We start from the raw sequence: 24,979 nt of genomic DNA, 5'->3' as shown, positions 1-24,979 counted from the left end.
GTCGTTCGACCCACAAGGATCATCTTTCAACTAACCTTGTGCCGTGCGGGATTGGGGATACGGAGAGCGTGCGAGGGCGATCGCCGCCACGCCGAAGGAGGCCCCGGGAGCGGGTGAACGTCTGCTGGTCCGCACCCTTGAGCGGTACGGCGTCTGGCTCCGCTTCACCGTGGCCGCTGTGTGCGGCGCGCTGGGTGTCGTCTCGGCCGGCGCGGCCGGCACCGCCCCGGCGGCGGCGAGTCTGATGCTGCCCGCGCTCCTCGCCTGCGGTGTGTGCCTCCGCTCGCCGCGCCGACCGCTCCCGTTCGCTCCGCGATGGGCCCTGGACGCGGTTTTCGTGATCCTGATCGGACTCTCGCAGCCCGTGCTCGGCGAGGGCGCCAACCTGACGGTGGAGGCGATCATCGGCATCGCCGTCATCACCTTCCAGCACGAGTGGGCGACGCGCCCGGCGGTGGGTCTGGCCCTGGCCGGGCTGGGAGCCGCCGCGAGCGCACTGGGCGACGTCCTCTCCTCGCCCGGACACGGTCCCGAGGCGGCACCCCTGGTGGCCATGGCCGTCGAGGTGGGCCTGTCCAGGACGGCCCATGTCATCGTCCGCTCGCGTGCCGGAGCGGCCGACCGGTCCGCCGCGTCCAGGGCCGCGTCCCGCCGTGAGGCCGACGTCGCCGCCGCCCGGCGTGCCACCGAGCGGGAGTACCTCGCGACGCTGCACGACACGGCTGCCGCGACGCTGCTGATGGTCTCCCAGGGTGACGGCCGGGACTGGTCGTGGCTGCCGCTGCGCGCCAGACAGGATCTGGAGGCCTTGTCCACCCTGCCCGGCTTCGCGACGGAGAACGTGGACCTCGCCGCTCTCCTCGGCTGCGTTCCGCGGGGCGTGGGGCTGGCCGCGGTGCGGCTGGAGTCGCGCGTCGACGGCCCGCTCACGATCCCGTCCGGTCCCGGGCTCGCGATCTTCAACGGGGTCCGGGAGGCGGTCACCAACGTGGCCCGCCATTCCGGGGTGCGGGACGCGGAGCTGCGGGCCTGGGCGGCGGAGGGCGGCGGCGTGGTCGTCGAACTGTCCGACGCGGGGCGGGGGTTCGTGCCCGAGGCCGTGTCCGTGCGGCGCCGGGGCCTGTCCGGTTCCGTCGTGGGCCGGATGCAGGCGGTCGGGGGCTCGGTCTCCATCACGTCCCGTCCGGGCGCCGGGACCCGGGTGCGGTGGCGCTGGCCCGCCGGGCCCCGGGACGTGCGGACACCTGGAGTCCACGGAACCTCCGGGGCACGGCGGGCGGTGGGGGCGGCCGGGTCACCGCCCCGGTCCGCCACCGGCTCGCCGCCCCGGTCCGCCACCGGGTCACCGCCCCGGTGCACCACCGGGTCGCCGCTTCGGTCCGCGACGGTTTCACGGTCCCGGTCCGCCAACGGGTCGCCGCCCACGGGGGTGGTCCGCTTCCTGCGCGGACAGCTCCTGCACGGGGCACAACTGGCCGCGCTGTTGATCAGCCTGGTGGCGCAGTTCGGCCTGTCCCTGGGTCAGTTGACGGCATACCAGGACGCGTACCGACCTGCCTGGGCCCAGACGGCGGCCTACGTCTGTCTCGTCGCCGTCGCGGCGGTCGCGGCTCTCCACCTCCTGCGCGGCAGGCGGATCCCGCCCGTGGTGCGCCGGTGGGGGGTGGGCGTGCTGCTGGCCGTGTCCGCGGTCTCCGCGTTCACGCTCGCGCCGGAGCGGCAGACGGGGCCGCAGGACTGGGCCTTCGGGCTGCTCGGCTGGCATGCGCTGTACCTCCTGGCGGACCAGCCCGTCAGGCTGTTCGCCGGCTTCCTCGGCGCACACGTCGGGCTCACCCTGCTGGTCGTGCTGCTGGCGGGGACGCCGACCGTCGCACGGTCGGCCGCCATGGGTGTGGCCACGGTGTCCGACATCGGCTTCCAGCTCTCCGTCGGGGTGCTCGTCGGCCTGTTCCACGGCCTGGCCTCGACCGCGGGGGACGAGGCCGCGCGGGAGGAGGTGCTGCGGACCCGGGAGCGCCTCCACGAGGAGACCCAGCGCGATCACCGGGAGCGCTACCACGCGCTGACGGCGACCACGGTGCCGCTGCTCGTGGGCCTCGGCCACGGCGCGTTGAGTCCGCACGACAAGGCCGTCCGGCTGCGGTGCGGCGTGGAGGCCGCCCGGCTGCGCCGCCTCTTCGCGGAGGGCGACGCCGTCTCCGATCCGCTGCTGAACGAGTTGCGGGCGTGCGTGGAGGTGACCGAGCACCAGGGCGTGACGGTGAGCCTGGCCGTACGCGGCCTGCCGGGCGAGGTGCCCGTGGAGGTGCGCAGGGAGTTGGTCGACCCGGTCGCGGTGGTCCTGGGCCGTACCCGCTCGACGGCGCGCGTGACGGTGGTGTGGACGTCCCGGGCCGTGCACGTGAGTGTCGTCGGCGAGGACGGCGGCGACGACGGCGGCTGCGATCCGGTGGAGGCCGCCCGGGCGCGCGCCCGGGCGGCGGACACGGAGGTGACCGTGGTCAGGACGGCGCGCGGTGCGGACGTGTGGGTGACGGCCGGCTGGCAGAGGCCGGCAGGAGTACGGGAGTTGACTCCGACATGAATGACCTGAATGACATGAATGACGGTCCCCCGGTCGGCGTGGTGGTCGTCGACGACCATCCGGCGATCCTCTCGGGCGTGGAGGCGTGGTACGCCGCCTCGCGCCGCCCCATCACCGTCGTGGCGGCCGGCGGTTCCGTACGGGAGGCCTGGACTCCGCCGGGCAGCACCGCCGACGTCGTCGTTCTCGATCTGCAACTGGGTGACGGCGGCCCCGCCTTCCCCAGCCTCCGAAGACTCGTGGACGCCGGTCGGCAGGTCGTCGTGTACTCGATGCGGGACGACGAGAAGACCGCCCTCAACTGCCTCGACCTGGGGGCGGCGACCTTCCTGACCAAGAGCGAGGGGCGGGAGCATCTGGTGGCGGCGACGCTGGCCGCAGCCGACGAGCGCCCCTACATGCCTCCGGCGCTGGCCGGTGCCCTGGGAACGAACGTCCGCACCGATCGCCCGCAGCTGTCCGCCCGTGAGGAGAGCGTGCTCATCGAGTGGTTCCAGTCGGAGTCGAAGGAACTGGTCGCTCAGCGGCTCGGCCTTTCCGTACGGACGGTCAACTCGTATCTGGACCGGGTGCGGATCAAGTACGCGAACGCCGGGCGCCCCGCACGGACCAAGGCGAGCCTGGTGGCTCGCGCCGTGCAGGACGGGCTCGTCGACGTGAACGACCTCTGACCCCGGTGGCGGTGCCGCGCGCCGGCCGGGGCCTCGGGATCAGTCCCACTCCCAGGCCAGGCCCACGATGCCCGGGCTGGAGTCCTGCTCCGTCAGGTGGGCGTTGTGGTAGCCGTTGAGGGGCACCGGTGTCACGTGGTGGCGGGGGGCGTGGGCGGAGCGGCGGGTGAAGCGGTAGCAGCGGACGGGGAGGGCCGGTGGGGAGAAGTAGACCTGGAGGAGGTAGTGGCCCACCGGGTAGCGGAAGCCCCGGGTGTACTCGGTGCACTCGCCGCCGGTGCCGTCGGTGATGCGGTAACGGAAGGGCTGCGTCTCGCCGAGGGACAGGGGGCGGTCGAAGACCAGCTCGACGGCGAGGAGGGAGGCCGCCTGGTCGCTGCGTACGCGGCCCAGCCGGCAGTTGTCCAGGGGGTCGATCCGTACCCGGGTCATGTCGCAGCCGGGGTCGCCCTCGTAGATGGAGACGTATCGGTCGACGTTGCCCCGGTGCGCGCGTACGAGTTGCTGGATCTCGCGGCGCCACAGTTCGCGGCGGGGGCCGAGGCGTACCTGCTCCGACTGGCTCACCGTGTGGAGGCGGTCCTCGGTGGGGCAGTCGAGTTGGTCCAGCAGGTGGAGGACCGCCGTGTCCGAGCCGATCAGTTCCTGGTAGCGGCGGGCCGCCCGGGTCGTGGTGCCCGTGGCCCCGCCGTGGGTCGGCTCCAGCAGGCGGACCAAGGCGCCGGGGGCGATGCCCAGGATGTGTTCGAGTGCCCTGACCACCTGCACCGACTCGGGCCTTGCCGGTATCCGTTCCCCGCGCTGCCAGTAGCTGAGGCTGGTCACGCTGACCTGGAGGCCCTGTTCGGCCAGGTGGTGGCGGATGCGGTGCAGGGCGAGGCCGCGGCGTCGGACGGCCGTGCGCAGCGCCAGGTGGAAGGGGCCGGTGCGCAGCGCCTCGGTCAGGGCATCGTCCGATGGGTCGCCCTGCACGGCGCCGCCGGCGCCGCCGGGGTGCGTATCGGTACGCATCACATCTTCACCTCCGCCGGTGCCCGGTCCCGTGTGCTTCGAGTGGATGTTCACACAGCCGGCGGTCGAAGGCACCGGGTCGGACGGGGCGATTCCACGGCCGGTGCGCGGAGGGGCCGCGAGCGGTCCGCGGGCGATGCGGGCGAGGCTGGGCAGACGGGGTCGCGGTGCGATCCGGTCAGGCCCGTGGGCCGTTCACGGGTGTTCACACCGGGTTCACCGCTGAACCGGCCGGTTTTGCCCGCACCTTGAACGACCGGGCGCGCGGTCCGATTCTCGAGCCACTCCCCCCGGCCGGTCCCGCCGGTCCCGGCGGTCCCGGCCCCCCTGGCGCCCGGTTCCCGTCGCTCGACCCTGGGCCCGGACCGTGGTTCGTCCGGTGAACGGCCGTATCGGCTTCGGTCGTTCACCGCCCCCACAAGGAGGCCATCCATGCGCTTGTCCCTGTCCCCACGGAGACGGCGACGGTGGGCCGTCGCACTCGCGCTCTCCGCGAGCGTCGGGCTGCTCGCCCCCTCGGCGGCGTCGGCGGCGTCGGCGGCGTCCACCCCTGCCCGCTCGGCGGTCGGCGGCAGCACCAGCAGCGCCCAGGCCGAGTGGACCTGGCGCCGGCTGAACATCTCGATGCAGGGCCAGCAGTTGAGCAACTGGTGCTGGGCCGCGACGGGCGACACCGTCGCGGAGTACTACGGCCAGGACTACTCGCAGAACCAGTTCTGCAACCTCGCCTTCGGCCGGGCCGTGAACAGCTCCTGCCCCAACTGGCAGGCCACCCTCGGCAACGACCAGCGGGCGTTCGACTCGATGGGCATCAATCCGGGCCGGTACGTCAACGGCTACCTCAACTACGACACGATCACCCGGGAGATAGACGCCGACCGGCCGGTGATGTCGCGGATCCAGTGGCAGTCCGGCGGCGGCCACATGCTGACCGTGTACGGCTACGACGTCAGCAAGAACTGGGTGTACTGGGGCGATCCCTGGCCGTCGAGCAACCGCTACAACTGGGCCACCTACAGCTACTACGTCAACAACGGCTCCTTCTTCTGGACCCACTCCCTCTACGGCATCGGAGCGTGAGCCCGGCATGCGACCCCGACCCCGACCCCGGCTCCGACCCCGACCCCGACTCCGACACACCGTCCTGCTGATCGCGCTTCCCTGCGTGGCCCTTCTCGGGCCGAGTCCGGCGGCCGCCGCCGCACCCGCCGGCCAGGCGGGACCCTCCGACACCCCCGTGGTGGCCGACGCCCCCACCGCGGCGCAGCTGTCCGACGCCCACCGGGCCGCCGGGTCCCCGGCCACCCTGCGGGTCCTGGAGACGTTCTTCGCCCGCGACGGCCTCCCGCCGGGCCGCAAGGGCAGACTCAGCCCCGCTCAGGAGGCCACCGCCGCCGAGGCCGCCGATCCGCGCCTGGTCGGCAGGGCCGTACCGGTGTACTCGCTCAACCCGGAGTTCGTCACCGCGGCCTCGGCGGGCCGGACCCCCGTGGCCGCGATGGAGTTCGCCGCGTCCGAGGCCGTCGACGCCGACGGCGACACCGCCTCGGTGTGGACGGCCAGGGTCGCCGGGAAGTGGCAGGTGGTCAACATCGCCACCGGGAGCGACGAGACCGACTACGCGGCCCGCGCCGACGCCGGTTCGGTGGTCTTCCGGGAGCCCCAGCTGAACGCCTGGTACCGGGTGGCCGACGGCCGGGTGGTCCCGCTGAACGAGGAGGCCCGCGCCTCCGTCGGCGCCGGGGGCACCGGCCTGGCGCGCTACCAGCGCCTGGTGCACCAGCGGTACGCCGACAAGATGCCGGGGTCCGCGTACGACGAGGGCGGCTACGCCGGCGGGTACGACACCGGGGCCGGGCGGGCGCGGGTCGCCGCGGACGCCCACGCGGGCCCGGGGGCGACGGACGCCACGCCGGTCGCCGCCGGGGTGGGTGCGGGCGCCCTCGCCGTCGCCGGGGTCGCCGGTGGGCTGTTGGTCCGCAGGCGACGGCTGGCCGGGAGGTGAGCCGGAGCTGATTCGGAGCTGATTCGATGGCCCCCGGCGGCGCTCACGGCGGTCGGGGGCCGTCAGCGCGGGGGCTCGGTGATCGCCTCCGCCAGGGGCTTTCGGGCCAGGTCCGGGACCTCGCAGCCGGGCGCCGCGTAGCCGACGGGGAAGAGGATGTAGGGGCGTTCGTTGCCGGGGCGTGCGCAGATCCTGGTGAGGAAGGCCATCGGGTTGGGCGTGTGGGTGAGGGTGCTCAGGCCCATCGCGTGCAGGGCGGTGATGAAGAGGCCGCAGGCGATGCCCACGCTCTCGTTCACGTAGTAGTTCTTGCGCAGCGAACCGTCCGGCATGGCGGTGCTCTTCTCGGCGAAGCAGACCACGATCCACGGTACGACGTCGAGGAAGCTCTTGTCGGAGTCCGTTTCGAGGCGGGCGAGCGCGGCGCGCCACTCGGGCGGGATGCGCCCGCCCTCGTAGTTGACCCGTTCCTCCTCCTCGGCGGCGACCCGGATGCGGTGCTTGGTCGCGGCGTCGCCGATCACGGCGAACTTCCACGGCTGGAAGTGGGCGCCGGAGGGTGCGGTGTTGGCCGCGGCGACGGCGAGGTCGACGCACTCGCGCGGGACCGGCTCGTCGCTGAAGAACCGCACGCTGCGCCTGCGGTCGGCGAACGACACGAAGTCCTTGCCCCGCCGGATCATTTCGGCCTCGTCGTACCGGTCGGGCCGGTAGGGGACGAACGGGTGCGTGTGCTGCCTCACGGGTCTCCTCCAGGACGGGAGCCCACAGGGTGGGGCGCGGGGTGCCTATTGGGCAACTGATGCATCCTCTGGTTGTCTATGTGGCAAGAGAAGCGGCATCGGGGTGCTCTTCGCGTGGCAGATCGGCAGATGCAGTGGCACGACAGGGACTCGACAGGCTCGACGGGCGGATGCTGCGGCTGCTGCGGGAGCGTCCGCGTGAGGGCCTGTTGGAGATCGCCCGCCGGCTCGGGGTCGCCCGCGGCACCTTGCAGGCGCGGCTCGACCGGTTGACCGGTTCCGGCGTGGTGACCGGTTACGGGCCGGACATGGACGTCGCCGCCCTCGGGCACGTGGTCCAGGCGTTCACGACGTTCGAGGTGGACCAGCCGGCCCGAGAGGCCATCGCCGCGCGGTTGCGAGCCGTGCCGCAGATCCTGGAGGCGCACGTCGTGACGGGCCCCGGCGACATCTGGTGCCGTATCGCGGGCACGAGCAACCAGCATGTGCAGCAGGTGATCGACCAAGTGCTGGAGGTGCCGGGGGTACGACGCAGTACGACGGTCATCGCGCTGGGCGCGGTCGTCCCCTACCGCGTCCAGCCCTTGGTCGACGAGGTGTCCGGCCTGACGGAGCCACGCCTGGGCTGATTCCGCGGTTCCTCGGGCCTCTCGGGCCTCTCGGGACGCCGGCCGGCTGAGCGGCGCTCAGCCCTGCCAGGTCTCCCCGATGCGTGCCGCGTGGGCCGCGCCCTGGCGCCGGCCCTCCCGGACCGCCCCGGGGATGCGGGAGGCGTCCAGGGCGTTGCGGCCGAAGGCGCGGCGGGCCTCCCGGTCGGGGGTCAGCAGGGCGACCCAGGCCCCGCGCGAGGCGAGGGTCCCGGCCTGGGTCCGCGCGCTCGGGCTCGCTCCCGCGCCCTTGGGGATCGGGGCCAGCACGACGACGCGCGCGCAGTCGTCGACCAGGTCGGCGTTGGTCGTGGAGCGGACGCCGCCGTCCATCCAGCGGCCCGGACCGATGCTGATCGGCGGGAAGAGCGGCGGCAGTGCGCAGGTCGCCGACATGGCGTGCAGCAGGTCGACCCCGCTGTCGGCGTCGAAGGCGGTCGGTTCACCGGTGAGCGCGTCGACGGCGAACATCCGGACGGTCCTGTCGGGCCAGTCCCGGACGGGCAGTTGGGCGCCGATGGCGTCGAAGACGGCGGTCTCCGGCACGTCGCGCACGGAGAGCGCCAGCCGGCCGAGGCGCCTGACCACCGTCTCCGGGTCGCGCGAGCCCAGCGCGGCCCACAGGTACCTGACCGTCATGCCGAACGTGAAGTCCACGTCCAGCATGGCGCGTTCACGGTTGAGCTGCTCCTTGTAGAGGTCGGCCGGGGCCGCACCCCTGGCCAGGTCGAGCGCCAGCAGCGAACCCGCCGACGTGCCCGCGAGGACGTCGGCGTCCGTGAGGTCCACCCCGGCGTCGGCCAGTCCCGCCAGGACGCCGATCTGCCATCCGTACGCGGTCAGGCCGCCCCCGCCCAGCACCAGCGCCGTATCCGCCACGTCCGCCACCCCTCCCGTACTGGGGACCACTCCCCGTTTCACTGCTGAGCGCGACGCTAGCAGGTAAACGGGGAGTGGTCCACGTTTGGGTGGCTCGTGCGCTCACTCAGCTTCGGGCCAGTACCGTCCCCACCACCTGGCGCAGCATCGACTCCGGGTCGGGGGCGGGGCCCGGGGAGCGCCAGGCCACGAAGCCGTCGGGGCGGACCAGGACCGCGCCGCCGCGGGTCACCCCGTGGGCGCGCGCCCAGTCGGTCTCCTCGTCGTCCGGGACCAGGTCGGCCCCGGGCGTCCCGCCCACGCGGTACGACTTCAGCGGGATGCGCATCCCGGTGGCCACCCCGGCGGCCGCCTCGTGCCAGCCGGTGGGCTGGGCGGCGTCGCTGAGCAGGACGAGGGAGTCCTCGTAGAGGTCCAGGGTGGACAGGCGGTCCTGGCCCCGGCGGACCCAGAGGTGGGGAGCCCGGCTGCCGGGCGCTCCGGTGAGGTCGAGGCCCTCCGGGACCACCGGGGTCGCCGGGTCGGCGCCGACCACCGCGCCCCGGGGGTAGCGGTAGCCGAGGGCGACGTTGAGGATCCCGCGCTGCGGGCCGCCGCCGGGACCGCCCGGACCACCGGGCGCACCTCCGGGGCCACCGAATCCGCCTGGCCCACCCGGCGCACCGCCGGAACCGTCCGGGCCACCGGATCCACCGGGACCGCCGGAGCCACCCGGACCGCGGACCCCACCGGACGCACCCCCCGGGCCACCGGGCGTACCACCGGGACCGCCAGAACCACCGGGGCCACCGGGGCCACCGGGGCCTCCCGGACCGCCACCCCCGACGCCCGGCGGCGGCGCGAAGCCCGGGTGGCTGTGCTCCACCGAGCGGTGGGCGGCGCGGGCGCTGGTGGCCTCCGCGACCGGGCGACGTTCCGTGTCGTACGTGTCCAGCAGGGCCTCGCCCGCCCAGCCCTCGAGGACCGCGGCCAGCTTCCAGGCGAGGTTGTGGGCGTCCTGGATGCCGGTGTTGGAGCCGAAGGCGCCGGTGGGGGACATCTCGTGGGCCGAGTCGCCGGCCAGCAGGACGCGGCCGGAGCGGTAACTGCGGGCGACGCGCTGGGCGGCGTGCCAGGGCGCCTTGCCGGTGATCTCGACGTCGAGGCCGGGATCACCGATCGCGCGGCGGATGTGGGCGGCGCAGCGCTCGTCGGTGAAGTCCTCGACGGTTTCGCCCTGTTCGGGGTGCCAGGGGGCGTGGAAGACCCAGTTCTCGCGGTTGTCGACGGGCAGGAGGGCTCCGTCGGCGTTCTCGTCCGTCAGGTAGCAGACGATGAAGCGGCGGTCGCCCACGACGTCGGCGAGACCGCGCGAGCGGAAGGTGATGCTGACGTTGTGGAAGAGGTCGCCGGGTCCGCTCTGGCCGATGCCGAGCTGCTCGCGTACGGGGCTGCGGGGGCCGTCGGCGGCGACCAGGTAGTCCGCGCGGATGGTGGTGTGCTCGCCGGTCTCCCGGCTCTTCACGATCGCCGTGACGCCCTCGGTGTCGGCCTCGAAGGAAAGCAGTTCGGTGCCGAAGCGCAGGTCGCCGCCGAGGTTCGTGGCGTGCGTGAGGAGTTCGGGCTCCAGGTCGTTCTGGCTGCACAGGCACCACGAGCTGGGGCTGAAGCGGGCCAGTCCGCCGCCCGGGTCGATCTGCTTGAACAGCCACTCCCCCGCGTCGCCGGCCAGGGTCGGCGTCTGGAGGATGCCGTGGTTGTCGGCCAGGGTGGCCGCGGCCCGGCGGATGTCGGGCTCGGTGCCGGCCACCCGGAAGATCTCCATCGTGCGGACGTTGTTGCCGCGTCCCCGGGGGTGGATGGAGGTGCCGGCGTGGCGTTCGACCAGGGTGTGCCGGACGCCCAGCCGTCCCAGGAACACCGACATCGACAGGCCCACCAGGGACCCGCCGACGACGAGGACCGGTACGCGGTGGGTCCGGTCGCCCCGTTGGGTGGCGCCGCCGGACCGGTCGGCTCTTTCGTTCATGGTTGCTCGTCCTCCGTTGCGACAGACGTGAGTGACATACGTGGATGAGGGACGTGGGTGAGGGACGTGGGTGAGGGACGTGGGTGAGGGACGTGGGTGAGGGACGTGGGTGACGGGCGCGCCCCGCGACAGGTGTGCGCCGGGGCCTTCATGCATGCCCCGTACGGCCCGTCGAGGCCCGCGACGGCGCAGGCTTCACCCGCTTAACCCTCCTGGTTCGCGGACCCCGCGGGCACGGCCCACGATCGTGCTTACGCGACCGTCGCACCCCGCCTGCCTGGCGGGCGCCGCCGACGATCGCCCCAGTCCACGAGGAAGACCGGAGAAGAGGTGGGCCGGATGACGGTCTCTCCCGTCGTAGCGACGGATGCCCCGAGCACGGACGCGACGCAGGCCACAGCGACGTCGGCGACGTCGCCCGCCGTGGCGACGGACGCCGGTGGTGTGTCGATATCCGCGTTCGACGGTTCCCGCGTGCGGGTCGTCCTGATGCTGGACGTCCACGACGGAATGCAGCAGGAGTTCCTGGAGGCCTACGAGCGCATCCGCGACCGGGTCGCCGCCGTTCCCGGGCACGTCAGCGACCAGCTGTGCCAGTCCCTGGAGAACCCGACCCAGTGGCTCCTCACCAGTGAGTGGGAGAGCGCCGCGCCCTTCCTGGCCTGGGTCAACAGCGACGAGCACCTGGACACCGTCGAACCCCTGGCGACCTGCGTCCGCGACACCCACTCGCTGCGCTACAGCGTCCTGCGGGAGACCGACGGCGGGCGGCCCGCACCCGGTGAGCCGCGCTCTGCGCCCCGGATCGGGGACAACGTCGTACGCCACGCCCTGACCTTCACCGTACGGCCCGGCACCGAGGCCGAGACCGCCCGGCTGCTGTCCGAGTACGTGTCGCCCGACGCCCACGTGGACGGCTCCACGCGACTGCTGCGCACCTCGCTCTTCATGTCCGGCAACCGGATCGTGCGGGCCGTGGAGGTACGCGGCGACCTGCAGACCGCGTTGCGCCACGTCGCCCGGCAGCCCGGGGTGCGGGCCGTCGAGGAGGCGCTGAACCCGTATCTGGAGCAGGACCGGGACCTCGGCGACCCGGCGTCCGCCCGGCGGTTCTTCACCCGGGCCGCCATGCCGGCCGTCCACCACGCGACGTCCCCCGCCCGGGCGGGCGCGCGCCGGGAACGGCTCGCGCTGCTCTACCCGGTACGCGACGGCGCCGGTCCGGAACTGGCCCGGCTGCTGGCCCGTCAGGACGCGTCCGCCGCCCGGAACCCGGACGGCCCGGTGCTGGCGGCCACCGTCTTCCACCGCGACGACCTCGTCGTACGGCTCGTCGACGTGGACGGCGACCCCGAGGACGCGCCCGCCGAGGTGCTCGGCCTGCACGGCCGGGGTGCCGCGGATGCCGAGCGGCTGCTGGACGCCGCCGCGGTCGGCGTCGACGGGTCGCCGGCCGAGGCCGCGACACTGGCCCGGCTGCTGCGCCGGATCCGTATGACGCCGCTGACCGACCGGCGTTCGGCCGGTTCCTGAAGCACGCCTCCCGACCGCGCGGCCGACCGCGCGGCCGGCCGGGCCCGACGGCGTGCCCGGCCGGGCCGCGCGACCTTCCCCGCCGCCCCTGCTCCCCCGCTCCCGCTTCCGCCCGCTTCCCCGCTTCCCCGCTTCTCCTTCTTCTCCCCCTCCTTCCTCCCGTCACCCCGGAGTGAACGTCATGACAGACCAGCAGGTACGCATCGTCTCCCTCGGCGACATCGCCCCGAACCGCCGCCGCGGCGGAGACCTCCGCGCCCTCCTCACGCCCACCACCGCCGGGTCGACCAGCGGCTTCATGGGCGTGGCCATCGTGCCGCCCGGCGACCGCATCGCCGAGCACTACCACCCGTACTCCGAGGAGTTCGTGTACGTCACGGAGGGCGCCCTCGAGGTGGACCTGGACGGGGTGCCGCACTCGCTCGGCACCGGGCAGGGACTGCTGATCCCGCAGGACATGCGCCACCGCTTCCGCAACGCGGGGGACGTCGAGGCGCGGCTCGTGTTCCACCTGGGGCCGCTGGCCCCGCGTCCGGAGCTGGGCCACGTCGACACGGAGGACGCCGAGGGCAACGCGCTCCCCTGCGACGGGGCGCACGCGGGCCGCCCGGGCCGGGCCGGGCACGAGCGGCCCGCCCCCGCGGCCGAGGTGGTGTCATGACCCGGCGCCGGGTCGCCGTCACGGGCATAGGCGTCGTCGCCCCGGGCGGGATCGGCGTGCCCCAGTTCTGGGGGCTGCTGTCCGAAGGCCGTACGGCGACGCGCCGCATCTCCCTGTTCGACCCGTCCGGGCTGCGCTCGCAGATCGCCGCCGAGTGCGATTTCGAGCCGTCCGACCACGGGCTCGGCCTGGCCACCGCCCAGCGCTGCGACAGGTACGTGCAGTTCGCGCTGGTGGCCGCCTCGGAGGCGGTCCGGGACGCGAACCTCGACATGAACCGCGAGGACCCCTGGCGGGCCGGTGCCACGCTCGGCACGGCGGTCGGCGGCACCACCCGGCTGGAGCACGACTACGTCCTGGTCAGCGAGCGCGGTTCGCGCTGGGACGTCGACGACCGGCGCTCCGAACCGCACCTGGAGCGCGCGTTCACCCCGGCCACCCTCTCCTCCGCGGTCGCCGAGGAGTTCGGGGTGCGCGGGCCGGTGCAGACCGTCTCCACCGGGTGCACGTCCGGCCTCGACGCGGTCGGGTACGCGTACCACGCGGTGGCCGAGGGCCGCGTCGACGTGTGCCTGGCGGGCGCGGCGGACTCGCCGATATCGCCGATCACCATGGCCTGCTTCGACGCCATCAAGGCGACCTCGCCGAACAACGACGACCCCGAGCACGCCTCCCGGCCCTTCGACGCCGACCGCAACGGCTTCGTGATGGGCGAGGGCGCGGCGGTGCTGGTCCTGGAGGACCTGGAGCACGCCCGGGCCCGGGGCGCGGACGTGTACTGCGAGATCTCCGGCTACGCCACCTTCGGCAACGCCTACCACATGACCGGGCTCACCAAGGAGGGCCTGGAGATGGCGCGGGCCATCGACACGGCGCTGGACATGGCCCGTATCGACGGCTCCGCGATCGACTACGTCAACGCGCACGGCTCCGGCACCCAGCAGAACGACCGGCACGAGACCGCGGCCGTCAAACGCTCGCTGGGCGAGCACGCCTACGCGACGCCGATGAGCTCCATCAAGTCCATGGTGGGCCACTCGCTCGGCGCGATCGGCTCCATCGAACTGGCCGCGTGCGTGCTGGCGATGGCCCACCAGGTGGTGCCGCCCACGGCCAACTACACGACCCCCGACCCCGAGTGCGACCTGGACTACGTGCCGCGCGAGGCACGGGAGCGGACGCTGCGGCACGTGCTGTCGGTGGGCAGCGGCTTCGGCGGCTTCCAGTCCGCGGTCGTACTGAGCGGCAGTGAAGGAGGGCTGCGATGAGCGGACCACAACGGACCGGCACCGGCGGTGGGAGCCGGCGTGCGGTCGTCACCGGACTCGGCGTGGTGTCGCCGCACGGCACCGGCGTCGAGGCGCACTGGAAGGCGGTCGCCGACGGCACCAGCAGTCTCGGTCCCGTCACCCGGGAGGGCTGCGCGCACCTGCCGCTGCGGGTCGCGGGCGAGGTGCACGGCTTCGACGCGGCCGAGACGGTCGAGGACCGCTTCCTCGTCCAGACCGACCGGTTCACGCACTTCGCGCTGTCCGCGACCCAGCACGCGCTGACCGACGCCCGGTTCGGCCGGGCCGACGTCGACTCGCCGTACTCGGTCGGCGTGGTCACCGCGGCGGGTTCGGGCGGCGGCGAGTTCGGGCAGCGGGAGCTGCAGAACCTGTGGGGGCACGGCTCGCGCCACGTCGGCCCGTACCAGTCGATCGCCTGGTTCTACGCGGCCAGCACCGGCCAGGTCTCGATACGCAACGACTTCAAGGGCCCCTGCGGGGTCGTGGCCGCCGACGAGGCGGGCGGTCTGGACGCCCTGGCGCACGCGGCGCTGGCCGTGCGGGGCGGCACCGACACGGTGGTCTGCGGCGCGACGGAGGCGCCGCTGGCCCCGTACTCGATCGTCTGCCAGCTGGGCTACCCCGAGCTGAGCCGGGCGGCCGAACCCGACCGCGCCTACCGCCCGTTCACCGAGGCGGCCTGCGGGTTCGCGCCGGCCGAGGGCGGTGCCGTGCTCGTCGTGGAGGAGGAGGCGGCGGCCCGGGAGCGCGGGGCGGACGTGCGGGCGACGGTGGCCGGGCACGCGGCGACCTTCACCGGACCCGGCCGCTGGGAGCAGTCCCGGGAGGGGCTGGCCCGCGCGATCACGGGCGCCCTGGCCGAGGCGGGCTGCCGGCCCGAGGAGGTCGACGTGGTCTTCGCGGACGCCCTCGGGGTCCCGGCGGCCGACCGGGCGGAGGCGCTGGCCCTGGCCGACGCGCTGGGCCCGCACGCCGCGCGGGTGCCGGTCACCGCGCCCAAGACCGGGACGGGCCGGGCGTACTGCGCGGCTCCGGTCCTTGACGTGGCGACGGCGGTGCTCGCGATGGAGCACGGGCTGATCCCGCCGACCCCGCACGTGCTGGACGTGTGCCACGACCTGGACCTGGTGACCGGCCGGGCCCGCCCGGCCGAGCCGCGCACGGCCCTGGTCCTGGCGCGCGGCCTGATGGGGTCCAACTCGGCGCTCGTGCTGCGCCGGGGTGCGGAACCGCCCCAGGGCCACTGACGGCCGAACGACGACCAACGGTCACGGGCGATGCCCGTGGCCGGCCAACCCGAGTCAAGGAGGACACCCATGACCGACCAGCTGGACTACCAGGTGACCGTCGAGGAGCTGTCGGCGCTGATGAAGCGCACCGCCGGCGTGCACGTCGACCCGGTCACCCTCCGGCAGCAGGCCGACGACGGTTTCGACACCTTCGGCCTGGACTCCCTCGGCCTGCTGGGCATCGTGGCCGAGCTGGAGAAGCGGTACGGCCTGGGCCTGCCCGAGCAGGCCGAGCGCTGCAAGACGCCCGCGGATTTCCTCGCGCTGATCAACGGCGCCCTCAAGACGGGAGTGTGACATGGCAGGGCACACCGACAACGAGATCACCATCGCCGCCCCGATGGAGCTGGTCTGGAAGATGACCAACGACATCGAGAAGTGGCCCGGGCTGTTCAGCGAGTACGCCTCCGTGGAGGTGCTCGGGCGCGACGACGACAAGGTCACCTTCCGGCTCACCATGCACCCGGACGCCGACGGCAAGGTGTGGAGCTGGGTCTCCGAGCGGGTCGCCGACCCGGTCACCCGCACGGTCCGCGCCCAGCGGGTCGAGACCGGCCCCTTCCAGTACATGAACATCGTCTGGGAGTACGCGGAGACCGCCGAGGGCACCGTCATGCGCTGGACGCAGGACTTCGCGATGAAGCCGGACGCGCCCGTGGACGACGCCTGGATGACGGACAACATCAACCGCAACTCGCGTACGCAGATGGCGCTGATCCGGGACCGGATCGAGCAGGCGGCGGGCGAGCGGCGGACCGCTTCGGTGCTCGCCGACTGACACCGACGGACCTCGGCGAAGGGCAGCACCCCATGCACCACACACTGATCGTCGCCCGGATGGCACCCGGCGCGGCACCGGACATCGCGAAGGTGTTCGCGGAGTCCGACGGCGGCGAGCTGCCGCACCTGGTGGGCGTCAACCGGCGCAGCCTCTTCGAGTTCGGTGACGGCGTGTACCTGCACCTCATCGAGAGCGACGAGGACCCGGCCCCCACCATCGGCAGGCTGACCGGGCACCCGGAGTTCCGCCAGGTCAGCGAGCGGCTCGAGCCGTACGTCTCGGCGTACGACCCGGCGACCTGGCGCGGTCCGAAGGACGCGATGGCGCGCTGCTTCTACCGCTGGGAGCGGACCCCCGCCGGCTGACGGCGCTCCCTCCCCGCATGCGTCGGGGTCGCCCGGATCTCCTCCGGGCGACCCCGACGCAGACGTTCCGGGCGAAGACGTTCCGGAGCATCGAACGGTTGCACTCACGGACCGAATGTCCGCGTGAGAAGGGACACTTCGGAAACGGTGACGTTTTCCCACGTCCGTCCGCTTGGATCTTCGGGGCACGACAGCACGCAGGCCGCTGTGCCAGGCCGACCGGGCCGAGCCCCGCCGACCAGCAGAGAGGACGCTTACCGTGGGCCGATCCACCGCCCGCCGCTCCAGCCGGAGAACCGGGCCGGACGGTGCCGGGCACAGATCCCGCGCCCGCAGACGCAGACGCCGCGGACCCGCCCGCGCGGTCCTGACCCTCGTCGCCCTCGGGGCCGTCCTGCTCACCGCGGGGGCCGCCGTCGCGTACTGGCGGGAGACCCGGCCGCCGGTGACGGACGACCAGGTCGCCGACGTCACGGACGCCCTGGACGCCTCGACCCGGACGCCTTCGGCTTCCCCCTCCCTCTCCCCCGCCCCCTCGGCGTCACCGTCGCCGAAGGTCTCCCCGTCGCCCTCGGCCTCACCCTCGTCCTCGCCCTCCGCCACCACCATCGCCATTCCGGCGACCGGCCCCGGCACCTTCGTCACCGCCCAGTCCGACGGCACGACCGTGGGCACCGGCAGCCGCGTGCGCCGTTACAAGGTCCTGGTCGAAAAGGGCCTCGACATCCGGCCGAGCGCCGCCGCCGACGAGATATCCGAGGTGCTCGCCGACCGCCGCGGCTGGACCCAGGACGGGACCAACTCCTTCCGGCTGGTCAGCAGCGGCTCCTACGACTTCGTGGTGAAGATCGCCACGCCGGGCACCGTCGACAGGATCTGCGGCGCGGCGGGCCTGCTCACCCGGGGCGAGGTCAACTGCAGCGTCGGCACGGACGTCGTGGTGAACCTCAAGCGCTGGGTGCTGGGCTCCCCGCAGTTCGACGGGCCGATCCACGAGTACCGGGCGCTGATCGTGAACCACGAGGTCGGTCACCGCATCGGCCACGGCCACGAGACGTGCCCCGGAGCGGGCCGTCCCGCCCCGGCGATGATGCAGCAGATCAAGGGACTCAAGGGGTGTGTGGCCAACGCCTGGCCCTACGACGAGGCGGGCGACTACCTGGGCGGCCCGGCGGTGCCCTGAGCCCGTCCCCGGGTGATGATCGGTCCATGACCACCACATCGCGCTTCGATCCCCGTGCCCTGCTGGCCGAGAGCCGGCTCGGTGTACTGGCGACGATCAAGTCGGACGGCCGCCCGCAGCTCTCGCCCGTCATGCCCGCCTACGACCCCGACGCGGGCGTCATCCGGGTCTCCACCCGCGAGGGCCTCGCCAAGACGGCGAACCTGCGCCGGGACCCGCGCGCCACGCTGGAGGTGACCGCCCCGGACGGCAGGTCCTGGGCCACCGCCGAAGGCGTCGCCACCCTCACCGGTCCGGGTGCCGACCCGCACGGACCGGAGGTCGAGGCGCTCGTGGAGTACTACCGCGCCGCGGCCGGGGAGCACCCGGACTGGGAGGAGTACCGGTCGACGATGGTGTCCGACCGCCGGGTGCTGCTCACCATCACGGTCGAGCGCGTGTACGGCGCCGACATCGGCTGACCGGCTCGGCGGCGGCGCGGGAGCGGGTCCTCACCGGCCCCGCAAGTTTTGTGCCGGAGCGGTGAAGGATCCGCCCGCCGCTTCCGTACCTCCTGGCGTACCCCTCTCGCGTCGCCCCTGGAGGCACCATGCGCCTGTCCCGCAGCAGGATCGGAGTCGTCGTCCTGTTCGGTGCGATGACCCTGACCCTCACCGCGCTGGCCTTCCCGGCCGTGCTCGGTCTGGACAAGGCCGACGGCAACCAGAACCGGGTGGTGGCCAGTACGAAGTTCGGTCCGCTCACCGAGGCCGACCGCGACTTCGTGGTGAAGGTCCGCGCCGCCGGGCTGTGGGAGTACCCGCTGGGCGAGATGGTGATGGAGCGCGGCACGACGAAGGCGATGAAGACGGCCGGGGAGCACCTGGTCGTCGGGCACGCCGGGCTCGACGCGATGTGCCGGGAGATCTCCCCCGAGCTGGGCATCACGCTGCCCAACCGGGCCTCCCCGCAGCAGGAGGGCTTCGTGGCCACCGTGGACGCCGAGAGCGGCAAGGAGTTCGACTCCTCGGCGGTCAACATCATGCGGGTGACCCACGGTCAGATCTTCCCGGCCATCGCCAAGATCCGGGCCTCCACCAAGAACACCCTCGTGCGGCAGCTGGCCGACCTGGCCAACGACACCGTCCTGGACCACATCACGGTGCTGGAGAAGACCGGGCTGGTCGAGTACGACGACGTCACCTTCAAGCAGACGGGTCCGGCGAAGCTGCCGAGGGAGAAGGTCACCCCGCCCCCGCCGCAGCCGGGTGAGCGGGTGCTGGTGCTCAAGCCGCGCCCCGACCTGAACGTGAACACCGCCTCCCCGACGCCCACTCCGTCCCCGGCGGCTCCCTGAGGACCCGGGGCGGGGGCCTGGCGCGAGAACGCGGCGCGGGCACGATTACGACCCAGTCACGACCGGCGGCACGGGGAACGGGCCGCCGGTCGCGCACGTTCTCAGCAGGTGGCGGCCGACGGAGTCCGCCGGGCCATGACCATCCGGCGCCGGAGCCGGTGGTGGGCGGCCGTTCCCCTCCTCCCGCCCGCGTCCGTCCGGGGCCGACGACAGGAGGAGCGGGACCATGACCGCTTCCGGACCGGGCGGCGGCGACACCCCGGATGGACCGCACGACACGCCGGCCGTGCCCGAGTACGTCTGGCGACTGTTCCTGGAGGACGACGAGCGCGCCATCCACGCCTCCGCCCCCCGGGAACCCGCCGCACGGGACCGGATCCCCGGCAGGCAGCCGGAGCCTCCCGCCGGCGATCCCGGCCGCGCCCGCGACACGGTCGGCGAGACGTGGCGCCGGGAGGACGCGTGGGCCGGACCGGCCTGGCGCGAGCTGGACGGTCGGGCCCGGCTGCGGCGGACGGGCCGGGTGCTCGGCACGGCGGCCGCGGTCGCCCTCGCCGTGACCGCGTGGTCGCAGCTGACCACCGGCCCGGCCACCCCGGGCGGCGGCCCCGCCGAAACGATCGGTCAGCGCCTGGAGGAGAGCCCCGCCCTGCCCACGGCGGACTCCCTCGCACCGACGGAGTCCGCCGCCGCGAGCCCCGCCGTCTTCCAGCCCGCCCCGTCCGCGATACCCCGGTCGTCCGCCTCCCCCTGGACAATCGACTGAACGTCTGTTTAATCTGCTGTACATGCGTTCAATCCCGGAGGACCGGACGACCCGGGCCCTCATCCGCGACGAGGCCCTCGCCCTGTTCGCCGCCCACGGCCCGGACTCGGTGACCGTACGGCGGATCGCGACGGCGGCCGGTGTGTCGCCCGGCCTCGTGGTGCACCACTTCGGTTCGAAGGACGGGCTGCGCCAGGAGGTCGACCAGTACGTCGTGGCCGTCTTCGAGGCCATGCTGGGCGAACTGACCGGCGACGACGGCGGCGCTGAGGCCTTGGACTCCGGCGCCGGGGCGGCGTCCCTGAGCGCGGCCTTCACCCGCCACCTCCCGGACGGCTCCCCCCTGCCCGGCTATCTGCGCCGCCTGCTGCTGAGCGACTCGGACGCCGGACGGCTGCTCTTCGGCCGCCTCTACGAGGTGAGCCGCGCCGCCCTGGACGGACTGACGGCGGCCGGGCTCGCCGTACCGGGCCGGGACCCGGCGGTCCGCGCCGCCCTGCTGCTCGCCAACGACCTGGCCGTGTTCCTGCTGCGCGACCGCATCGGCGAGGCCCTCGGCACCGACCCCCTCTCTGCCGACGGCATGGCCCGCTGGGCCCCCGAGGTGCTCGACATCTACGCGGGCGGGCTGAACGCGTCACCTCCGGAAGCACAGGAAGGCCCAGGTGACCCATATGCCGACCGACCCCGCACCCGTACCGCCCGCACCACCCACAGCACCGGCGCAGCACGCCCCAACGCCCGTCCTCCGCGCCCGTGACCTGCACAAGGCGTACGGCAGCAATCGCGTCCTGCGCGGCGCCGACCTCACCGTCGCCCCCGGGCAACTGGTCGCCGTCGTCGGGGAGAACGGCGCCGGAAAGTCCACCCTGCTCAAGGCGCTGGCCGGCACCCTGGCCCTGGACCGCGGCGAGGTCTCCCTGTCCGGGACGCTCGGCTACTGCCCCCAGGACCCGGTGCTGAGCGGCAGCCTCACCGTCGCGCAGCACCTGCGCTACTTCGCCGCCGCGCACCGCCTGCCCACCCTGGACCGCGGCCGGGAGCTGGTCCGGGCCCTGGGCTACGAGCGGTACGAGCACACCCCGGCCGGCGAGCTGTCCGGCGGGACCCGGCAGAAGCTCAACCTCACCCTGGCCCTGCTGCACGACCCCGAGGTGCTGCTCCTCGACGAGCCGTACCAGGGCTTCGACTGGGAGACGTATCTGCGCTTCTGGGACCTGGTAGAGGAGCTGCGCGCCCGGGGCAAGGCCGTCGTGGTCATCACCCATCTCGTCTTCGAACAGGACCGGTTCGACCTGCTGGCCGACCTGTCCGACGGCCGCCTCACCGCACGCGCGGCGGCCGGGAGGGAGCACCGTCGTGTCGACGCCTGAGCAGGCCGCCCGCCCGGGTCCGCGGTACGGGCAGTTCCCCACCGCGCTGCGCTTCTCGGTGCGCGACCAGACCCGCAACCGGCTCGCCGGGCTGCTGCTCGTGCTGTTCGTGCCCGTCTGGTACCTGGTGATGGACGCGATGGCGGGCGGGCAGCCGCTGGACTTCAAGCTGTACGCCACCGGCGAGGTGCTGCACGTCGACGGCGGCCACCTCACCCTGATCACCGCCGGGCTCAACTGCGTCACGATGATCGCCGGGTTCGTGGTCTTCGACGCGGTGCGCAGGTCGCTCGCGTTCGACCGGCGGCTGGTCTTCGCCGGATACCGGCAGTCCACCCTCATCGGCGCCAAGACCCTCGCCGTCGCCGCGGTCGCCACCGGCATCGCCCTGTACACCGCGCTGGCGGTGCTGTTCTTCTGGCGTCCGGCGGCAGGCGCCTGGTTCGCCGTGCTGGCCGCGTTCACCGTCATCGCGCTCGCCTACGGCGGTCTCGGACTGCTCCTCGGGGTGCTGGTCAAGCGGGACCTGGAGGGCTTCTTCCTGATCATCATGGGCGGGCTGATGGACACGTTCCTGCAGAACCCCCTGGGCAACCCGCTCGCCAACAAGCCGGTCCTGCAGTGGTTCCCGTCCTTCGGCCCCATGCAGTTCGCCGCGGGCGACGCGTTCGCGGACACCGCGCTGTGGGGGCACCTCGGCCTGGGACTGGCCTGGGCGGCCGGGTTCAGCGTGGTGGGGCTGGTCATCTTCAGGTTCCGGACGCGCGACCGCACCCGCTGACCGGCGTGAGCGCGTTCGCGCCGGTCAGGCGCTGCGCCTGCGGGGCGCCGTCTTCCTGGCGGCGCTCTTGGCGGTGCTCTTGGCGGCCGTCTTCTTCGCGGGTGCGGCGGACTTCGCCGTCTTCTCCGTCTTCGCCGTCTTCGCCGTCTTCGCCGTGGACTTCTTCGGTTCCGTCGCCTTCCCGGCCGCCGTCTTCTTCGCCGCCGTCTTCTTCGCGGCCGCCGAGGTCGACTTCTTGCCGCCGGTCTCCTTCGGGGCCCGCCGGGACGAGGTCTTGCGCTGTGGCAGGGACCTGACCTGCGCCTCCTCGGCCGGTCCGGCCTCCTCGCCGTCCCGGGACTCCCGCGCCGCCCGCACGCTGCTCTCCAGTGCCGCCATCAGGTCGAGCACCTTCCCGGGCGCCGCCTCCTCGCGGGCCTCCGGGGGCTTCTCACCGGAGGCCTTGGCGGCGACGACCTCCTCGACGGCCTCCCGGTACTCGTCGTGCAGATCGTCCAGGTCGATCTCGCCGAGGGTGTCCATGAGGGCGTCGGCGAGGTCCAGTTCCTGGTCGCGTACGGTGACGCCGCCCTCCGGGGCGACGCCCTCGGGGGCGCGGACCTCGTCGGGCCACAGCAGGCCGTGCATCGCGATGGCGTCGCCGACGACCCGGAGCATGCCCAGGCGCTCCCGGCCGCGCAGCGCGAACTTGGCGATCGCCACCCGGTTGCTGCGCTTGAGCGCCTCGCGCAGCAGCGTGTACGGCTTGGCGGCCGGGGCGCCGCTCGCCGCGAGGTAGTAGGCGGAGCCCATCTGGAGCGGATCGATGCGGTCCTCGGGCACGAAGGCGACGATCTCGATCGTGCGGGCCGTCGGGATCGGCAGCTGGGACAGGTCCTCGTCGGTGATCGGGATCATCGAACCGTCGGCGTCCTCGTAGGCCTTGCCGATCTCGGCCTGGGTGACCTCGCGGTCCTCCAGTTCGCACACCTTGCGGTAGCGGATCCGGCCGCCGTCCTCCGTGTGGATCTGCCGGAAGGAGACCGAGTGGCTCTCGGTCGCGTTCACCAGCTTGATCGGGATGCTGACCAGGCCGAAGGAGATGGCGCCGTTCCAGATGGAGCGCACGTGCAGCACCGTTCCTTTCGGGCGTTTTGTGACTGTTTTATGAGATTCTCATGGTATGGCGCCGATGACGGAAGTGGAGGGGCGGCGGGTGGCCCTCAGCAACCTGGACAAGGTGCTGTATCCCGCGGCCGGCCTCACCAAGGGCGAGCTGCTGCACTACTACGCGACGACCGCCGGGGTGCTGCTGCCGCACCTGCGGGACCGCGCGGTCTCCTTCCTGCGGTATCCGGACGGCCCGGACGGCCAGGTGTTCTTCGCCAAGAACGTGCCGCCGGGTACGCCCGACTGGGTCACCACGGCCGAGGTGCCGCGCTCGGAGGGCCCGGCCCGGATGGTGCTGATGCAGGACCTGGCGAGCCTGATGTGGGCGGCGAACCTGGTGACCGAGTTCCACACCCACCAGTGGACCGTGGACGATCCCGGCGAGGCCGACCGGCTGGTGTTCGACCTGGACCCGGGGCCGCCCGCGACCGTGGTGCAGTGCTGCGAGGTCGCCCTGTGGCTGCGGGAGCGGCTGGCGGCGGACGGGGTCGAGGCGTACGCCAAGACCTCCGGGGCCAAGGGGCTGCATCTGCTGGCGGGGGTGCGGGGTGCGTCCTCGGAGCGGGTGTCGGAGTACGCGAAGGGGCTCGCCGTGGAGGCGGAGCGGGCGCTGCCGAAGCTGGTGGTGCACCGGATGACGCGCAGCCTGCGGCCGGGGAAGGTGTTCGTGGACTGGAGTCAGAACGCGGCCCGCAAGACCACGGCCGCCCCGTACACCGTGCGGGCCCGCGATGTGCCCGCGGTGTCCACGCCGGTGACGTGGGACGAGGTCGCCGGGTGCGGGCGGGCGGAGCAGTTCGTCTTCCTGACGCCGGACGTCGCGCCGCGGGTGCAGGACTACGGCGACCTGCTGGCACCGCTGTTCGAGCGGCGGCGGGCGGCGGCGCTGCCCTGAGCCGTGGCCCTCAGACGCGCTGCCAGGTGGCCCGGTCCCGGGCCATCGCGTGCAGGGCCTCCACGTCCGCCGGCTTCAGCACCCCGCCCGTCCGGGCCAGGTCGGGCAGCTCCCGGTCCGTGAGGACGCGCACCGAGCGGGGCGGGGCGGTGACGGTCACGTGCGCCGGCTCGACGAGGACGAGCACCGGGTGGACCTCCGCCGTCAGGGCGTAGGAGGCCCGGTCGGCGTCCGCGCGGACCCGGTGCAGCAGGGGGCGGGGAGTCCGGCGGCCCAGCGCCACCAGCGGGTCGGTGACCCGCACCCGCTGTCTGCGGGCGGGCAGCACGTGGAGGGCGAAGAGACCACCGGGTCCGATCAGCAGGTGGTGGACGCGGTCGCCGCCGGGCAGCGGGAGGGAGTGCAGGGTGTGCTGGCCGGCGCCGTCGAGTCGGTCGAGGGCGGTCCCGGTCGCCTGCTCGGCGGCCAGCGCCCGGCGGCGCGGGTCGGGACGCAGCCGGTGTGCCGGTCCCGGCGCGCGTTCCAGGGCGACCAGAAGGGCCTCGCCGGGCCGGTTGGGGGCGAGGTCGTCGTCCGGGTGGAGGGTGAGCCGGGCCAGCTCGGCGGGGGTCGGGACCGGCGGCGGGCCGACCGTGACCGGGCCGGTGACGAAGGGGCCGAGGGCCTGGAGGACCTCGGCCCTGCGGTCGTCGCTCAGCAGGTTGACGCGGGCCTCCTCGCGGTCGTACCAGGCGACGTTCCCGCCGTCCGGGAGGCAGACGTAGAGCCGTTCCCGGCCGTGGCGCCGGGTCGGCACGACGCGCAGTCCGTCCATGCCCATCACCACCCCCGTCCATGGGACCAGTCGGGGTGCCGCCGGGGCAAGAACCGGGTGCCTTCGGGATGAGTTGGGCAGACCCGGGGCGGGGCCGGGACGCACCTTCACCACCCCTCGAACAGTTGCCCGACAGCAGAGTCGGCGGACCTGCCGCCGGGCCGGCGGGCTGCCGGAGGAACCGGCCGAGTAGCCCGGCGGGCCCGTGCG

General features: G+C 73.5%; 26 protein-coding genes. 20 read left to right on the top strand and 6 right to left on the bottom strand.

The features are described from left to right. Nucleotides 1-43: 43 nt before the first annotated feature. Both ACZ7MF_RS06195 and ACZ7MF_RS06190 read left to right on the top strand, forming a co-directional pair. Nucleotides 44-2,587, top strand: a complete 2,544-nt coding sequence (locus tag ACZ7MF_RS06195) for a sensor histidine kinase (RefSeq protein ID WP_471474793.1) — start codon at nucleotides 44-46, stop codon at nucleotides 2,585-2,587. A 14-nt stretch (nucleotides 2,588-2,601) separates the two neighbouring features. Continuing rightward, a complete protein-coding gene (locus tag ACZ7MF_RS06190) occupies nucleotides 2,602-3,258 on the top strand; it encodes a DNA-binding response regulator (protein ID WP_471474791.1) in 657 nt (218 codons plus the stop codon). 39 nt (nucleotides 3,259-3,297) lie between these two features. Here the strand turns inward: ACZ7MF_RS06190 and ACZ7MF_RS06185 are convergent, their stop codons facing one another. After that, nucleotides 3,298-4,269, bottom strand: coding sequence for a hypothetical protein (locus ACZ7MF_RS06185; protein WP_471474790.1), 972 nt, complete (start codon nucleotides 4,267-4,269; stop codon nucleotides 3,298-3,300). 432 nt (nucleotides 4,270-4,701) lie between these two features. On the opposite strand from ACZ7MF_RS06185, the gene ACZ7MF_RS06180 reads away from it, so the two are divergent. Both ACZ7MF_RS06180 and ACZ7MF_RS06175 read left to right on the top strand, forming a co-directional pair. After that, complete coding sequence (locus ACZ7MF_RS06180; RefSeq protein WP_471474789.1) at nucleotides 4,702-5,349, top strand: papain-like cysteine protease family protein; 648 nt, start codon at nucleotides 4,702-4,704, stop codon at nucleotides 5,347-5,349. An 85-nt stretch (nucleotides 5,350-5,434) separates the two neighbouring features. After that, on the top strand, nucleotides 5,435-6,274 hold the full coding sequence (locus ACZ7MF_RS06175) for a hypothetical protein (RefSeq protein ID WP_471474787.1): 840 nt from the start codon (nucleotides 5,435-5,437) through the stop codon (nucleotides 6,272-6,274). A 62-nt stretch (nucleotides 6,275-6,336) separates the two neighbouring features. On the opposite strand, the gene ACZ7MF_RS06170 is transcribed toward ACZ7MF_RS06175, so the two are convergent. Next, entirely contained in the window at nucleotides 6,337-7,017 is a 681-nt protein-coding gene (locus ACZ7MF_RS06170) for a nitroreductase family protein (protein ID WP_471474786.1), read from the bottom strand. A 134-nt stretch (nucleotides 7,018-7,151) separates the two neighbouring features. On the opposite strand from ACZ7MF_RS06170, the gene ACZ7MF_RS06165 reads away from it, so the two are divergent. Further along, entirely contained in the window at nucleotides 7,152-7,646 is a 495-nt protein-coding gene (locus tag ACZ7MF_RS06165; RefSeq protein WP_471474785.1) for an Lrp/AsnC family transcriptional regulator, read from the top strand. 57 nt (nucleotides 7,647-7,703) lie between these two features. On the opposite strand, the gene ACZ7MF_RS06160 is transcribed toward ACZ7MF_RS06165, so the two are convergent. Then, a complete protein-coding gene (locus tag ACZ7MF_RS06160; protein ID WP_471474783.1) occupies nucleotides 7,704-8,543 on the bottom strand; it encodes a patatin-like phospholipase family protein in 840 nt (279 codons plus the stop codon). Nucleotides 8,544-8,649: 106 nt separating this feature from the next. Then, nucleotides 8,650-10,551 (bottom strand): FAD-dependent oxidoreductase, encoded by a 1,902-nt coding sequence (locus ACZ7MF_RS06155; protein WP_471474782.1) that lies wholly within the window; start codon nucleotides 10,549-10,551, stop codon nucleotides 8,650-8,652. Between the two features lie 339 nt (nucleotides 10,552-10,890). On the opposite strand from ACZ7MF_RS06155, the gene ACZ7MF_RS06150 reads away from it, so the two are divergent. The 14 genes from ACZ7MF_RS06150 to ACZ7MF_RS06085 all read left to right on the top strand — a co-directional run bounded on the left by ACZ7MF_RS06150 (nucleotide 10,891) and on the right by ACZ7MF_RS06085 (nucleotide 21,911). Beyond that, nucleotides 10,891-12,084, top strand: coding sequence for a SchA/CurD-like domain-containing protein (locus ACZ7MF_RS06150; protein ID WP_471474780.1), 1,194 nt, complete (start codon nucleotides 10,891-10,893; stop codon nucleotides 12,082-12,084). Nucleotides 12,085-12,265: 181 nt separating this feature from the next. After that, nucleotides 12,266-12,745 (top strand): cupin domain-containing protein, encoded by a 480-nt coding sequence (locus tag ACZ7MF_RS06145; RefSeq protein ID WP_471474779.1) that lies wholly within the window; start codon nucleotides 12,266-12,268, stop codon nucleotides 12,743-12,745. Further along, nucleotides 12,742-14,013: a beta-ketoacyl-[acyl-carrier-protein] synthase family protein gene (locus ACZ7MF_RS06140; protein WP_471474778.1), complete on the top strand. Its 1,272-nt coding sequence runs from the start codon at nucleotides 12,742-12,744 to the stop codon at nucleotides 14,011-14,013. Before ACZ7MF_RS06145 ends, ACZ7MF_RS06140 begins: the two co-directional genes overlap by 4 nt. Beyond that, entirely contained in the window at nucleotides 14,010-15,284 is a 1,275-nt protein-coding gene (locus ACZ7MF_RS06135; protein ID WP_471474776.1) for a ketosynthase chain-length factor, read from the top strand. The genes ACZ7MF_RS06140 and ACZ7MF_RS06135 overlap by 4 nt, the downstream gene beginning before the upstream one ends. 69 nt (nucleotides 15,285-15,353) lie before the next feature. Next, nucleotides 15,354-15,623: an acyl carrier protein gene (locus ACZ7MF_RS06130; protein WP_007444685.1), complete on the top strand. Its 270-nt coding sequence runs from the start codon at nucleotides 15,354-15,356 to the stop codon at nucleotides 15,621-15,623. A 1-nt stretch (nucleotide 15,624) separates the two neighbouring features. Beyond that, complete coding sequence (locus ACZ7MF_RS06125; RefSeq protein ID WP_356862744.1) at nucleotides 15,625-16,104, top strand: SRPBCC family protein; 480 nt, start codon at nucleotides 15,625-15,627, stop codon at nucleotides 16,102-16,104. 32 nt (nucleotides 16,105-16,136) lie between these two features. Continuing rightward, nucleotides 16,137-16,472, top strand: coding sequence for a TcmI family type II polyketide cyclase (locus ACZ7MF_RS06120; RefSeq protein ID WP_115744192.1), 336 nt, complete (start codon nucleotides 16,137-16,139; stop codon nucleotides 16,470-16,472). Nucleotides 16,473-16,731: 259 nt separating this feature from the next. Beyond that, nucleotides 16,732-17,655 (top strand): DUF3152 domain-containing protein, encoded by a 924-nt coding sequence (locus ACZ7MF_RS06115; RefSeq protein ID WP_471474775.1) that lies wholly within the window; start codon nucleotides 16,732-16,734, stop codon nucleotides 17,653-17,655. A 26-nt stretch (nucleotides 17,656-17,681) separates the two neighbouring features. Then, nucleotides 17,682-18,116, top strand: a complete 435-nt coding sequence (locus ACZ7MF_RS06110) for a PPOX class F420-dependent oxidoreductase (protein ID WP_471474773.1) — start codon at nucleotides 17,682-17,684, stop codon at nucleotides 18,114-18,116. Nucleotides 18,117-18,244: 128 nt separating this feature from the next. After that, nucleotides 18,245-18,991: a DUF4142 domain-containing protein gene (locus ACZ7MF_RS06105; RefSeq protein ID WP_356856814.1), complete on the top strand. Its 747-nt coding sequence runs from the start codon at nucleotides 18,245-18,247 to the stop codon at nucleotides 18,989-18,991. A gap of 226 nt (nucleotides 18,992-19,217) precedes the next feature. Next, a complete protein-coding gene (locus ACZ7MF_RS06100; protein WP_471474772.1) occupies nucleotides 19,218-19,757 on the top strand; it encodes a hypothetical protein in 540 nt (179 codons plus the stop codon). A gap of 22 nt (nucleotides 19,758-19,779) precedes the next feature. Next, nucleotides 19,780-20,517: a TetR/AcrR family transcriptional regulator gene (locus tag ACZ7MF_RS06095; RefSeq protein ID WP_471474770.1), complete on the top strand. Its 738-nt coding sequence runs from the start codon at nucleotides 19,780-19,782 to the stop codon at nucleotides 20,515-20,517. After that, nucleotides 20,432-21,130 (top strand): ABC transporter ATP-binding protein, encoded by a 699-nt coding sequence (locus ACZ7MF_RS06090; protein WP_471474769.1) that lies wholly within the window; start codon nucleotides 20,432-20,434, stop codon nucleotides 21,128-21,130. Before ACZ7MF_RS06095 ends, ACZ7MF_RS06090 begins: the two co-directional genes overlap by 86 nt. After that, a complete protein-coding gene (locus ACZ7MF_RS06085) occupies nucleotides 21,117-21,911 on the top strand; it encodes an ABC transporter permease (RefSeq protein WP_471474767.1) in 795 nt (264 codons plus the stop codon). Before ACZ7MF_RS06090 ends, ACZ7MF_RS06085 begins: the two co-directional genes overlap by 14 nt. 24 nt (nucleotides 21,912-21,935) lie before the next feature. Here the strand turns inward: ACZ7MF_RS06085 and ku are convergent, their stop codons facing one another. After that, nucleotides 21,936-23,018 carry a non-homologous end joining protein Ku gene (gene ku / locus ACZ7MF_RS06080; RefSeq protein ID WP_471474766.1) on the bottom strand — a complete coding sequence of 361 codons (1,083 nt, stop codon included), beginning with the start codon at nucleotides 23,016-23,018 and terminating at the stop codon, nucleotides 21,936-21,938. 55 nt (nucleotides 23,019-23,073) lie between these two features. Between ku and ligD the strand changes: the two genes are divergently transcribed. After that, nucleotides 23,074-23,955, top strand: a complete 882-nt coding sequence (ligD, locus tag ACZ7MF_RS06075) for a non-homologous end-joining DNA ligase (RefSeq protein ID WP_471474764.1) — start codon at nucleotides 23,074-23,076, stop codon at nucleotides 23,953-23,955. 10 nt (nucleotides 23,956-23,965) lie between these two features. On the opposite strand, the gene ACZ7MF_RS06070 is transcribed toward ligD, so the two are convergent. After that, nucleotides 23,966-24,769, bottom strand: coding sequence for an NERD domain-containing protein (locus ACZ7MF_RS06070; RefSeq protein WP_471474763.1), 804 nt, complete (start codon nucleotides 24,767-24,769; stop codon nucleotides 23,966-23,968). Nucleotides 24,770-24,979: the final 210 nt, after the last annotated feature.

Source organism: Streptomyces sp. NPDC111628, from assembly GCF_055635195.1.
Note: the sequence above shows the minus strand (reverse complement) of the source record. Positions and strands in the feature narration are given on the sequence as shown.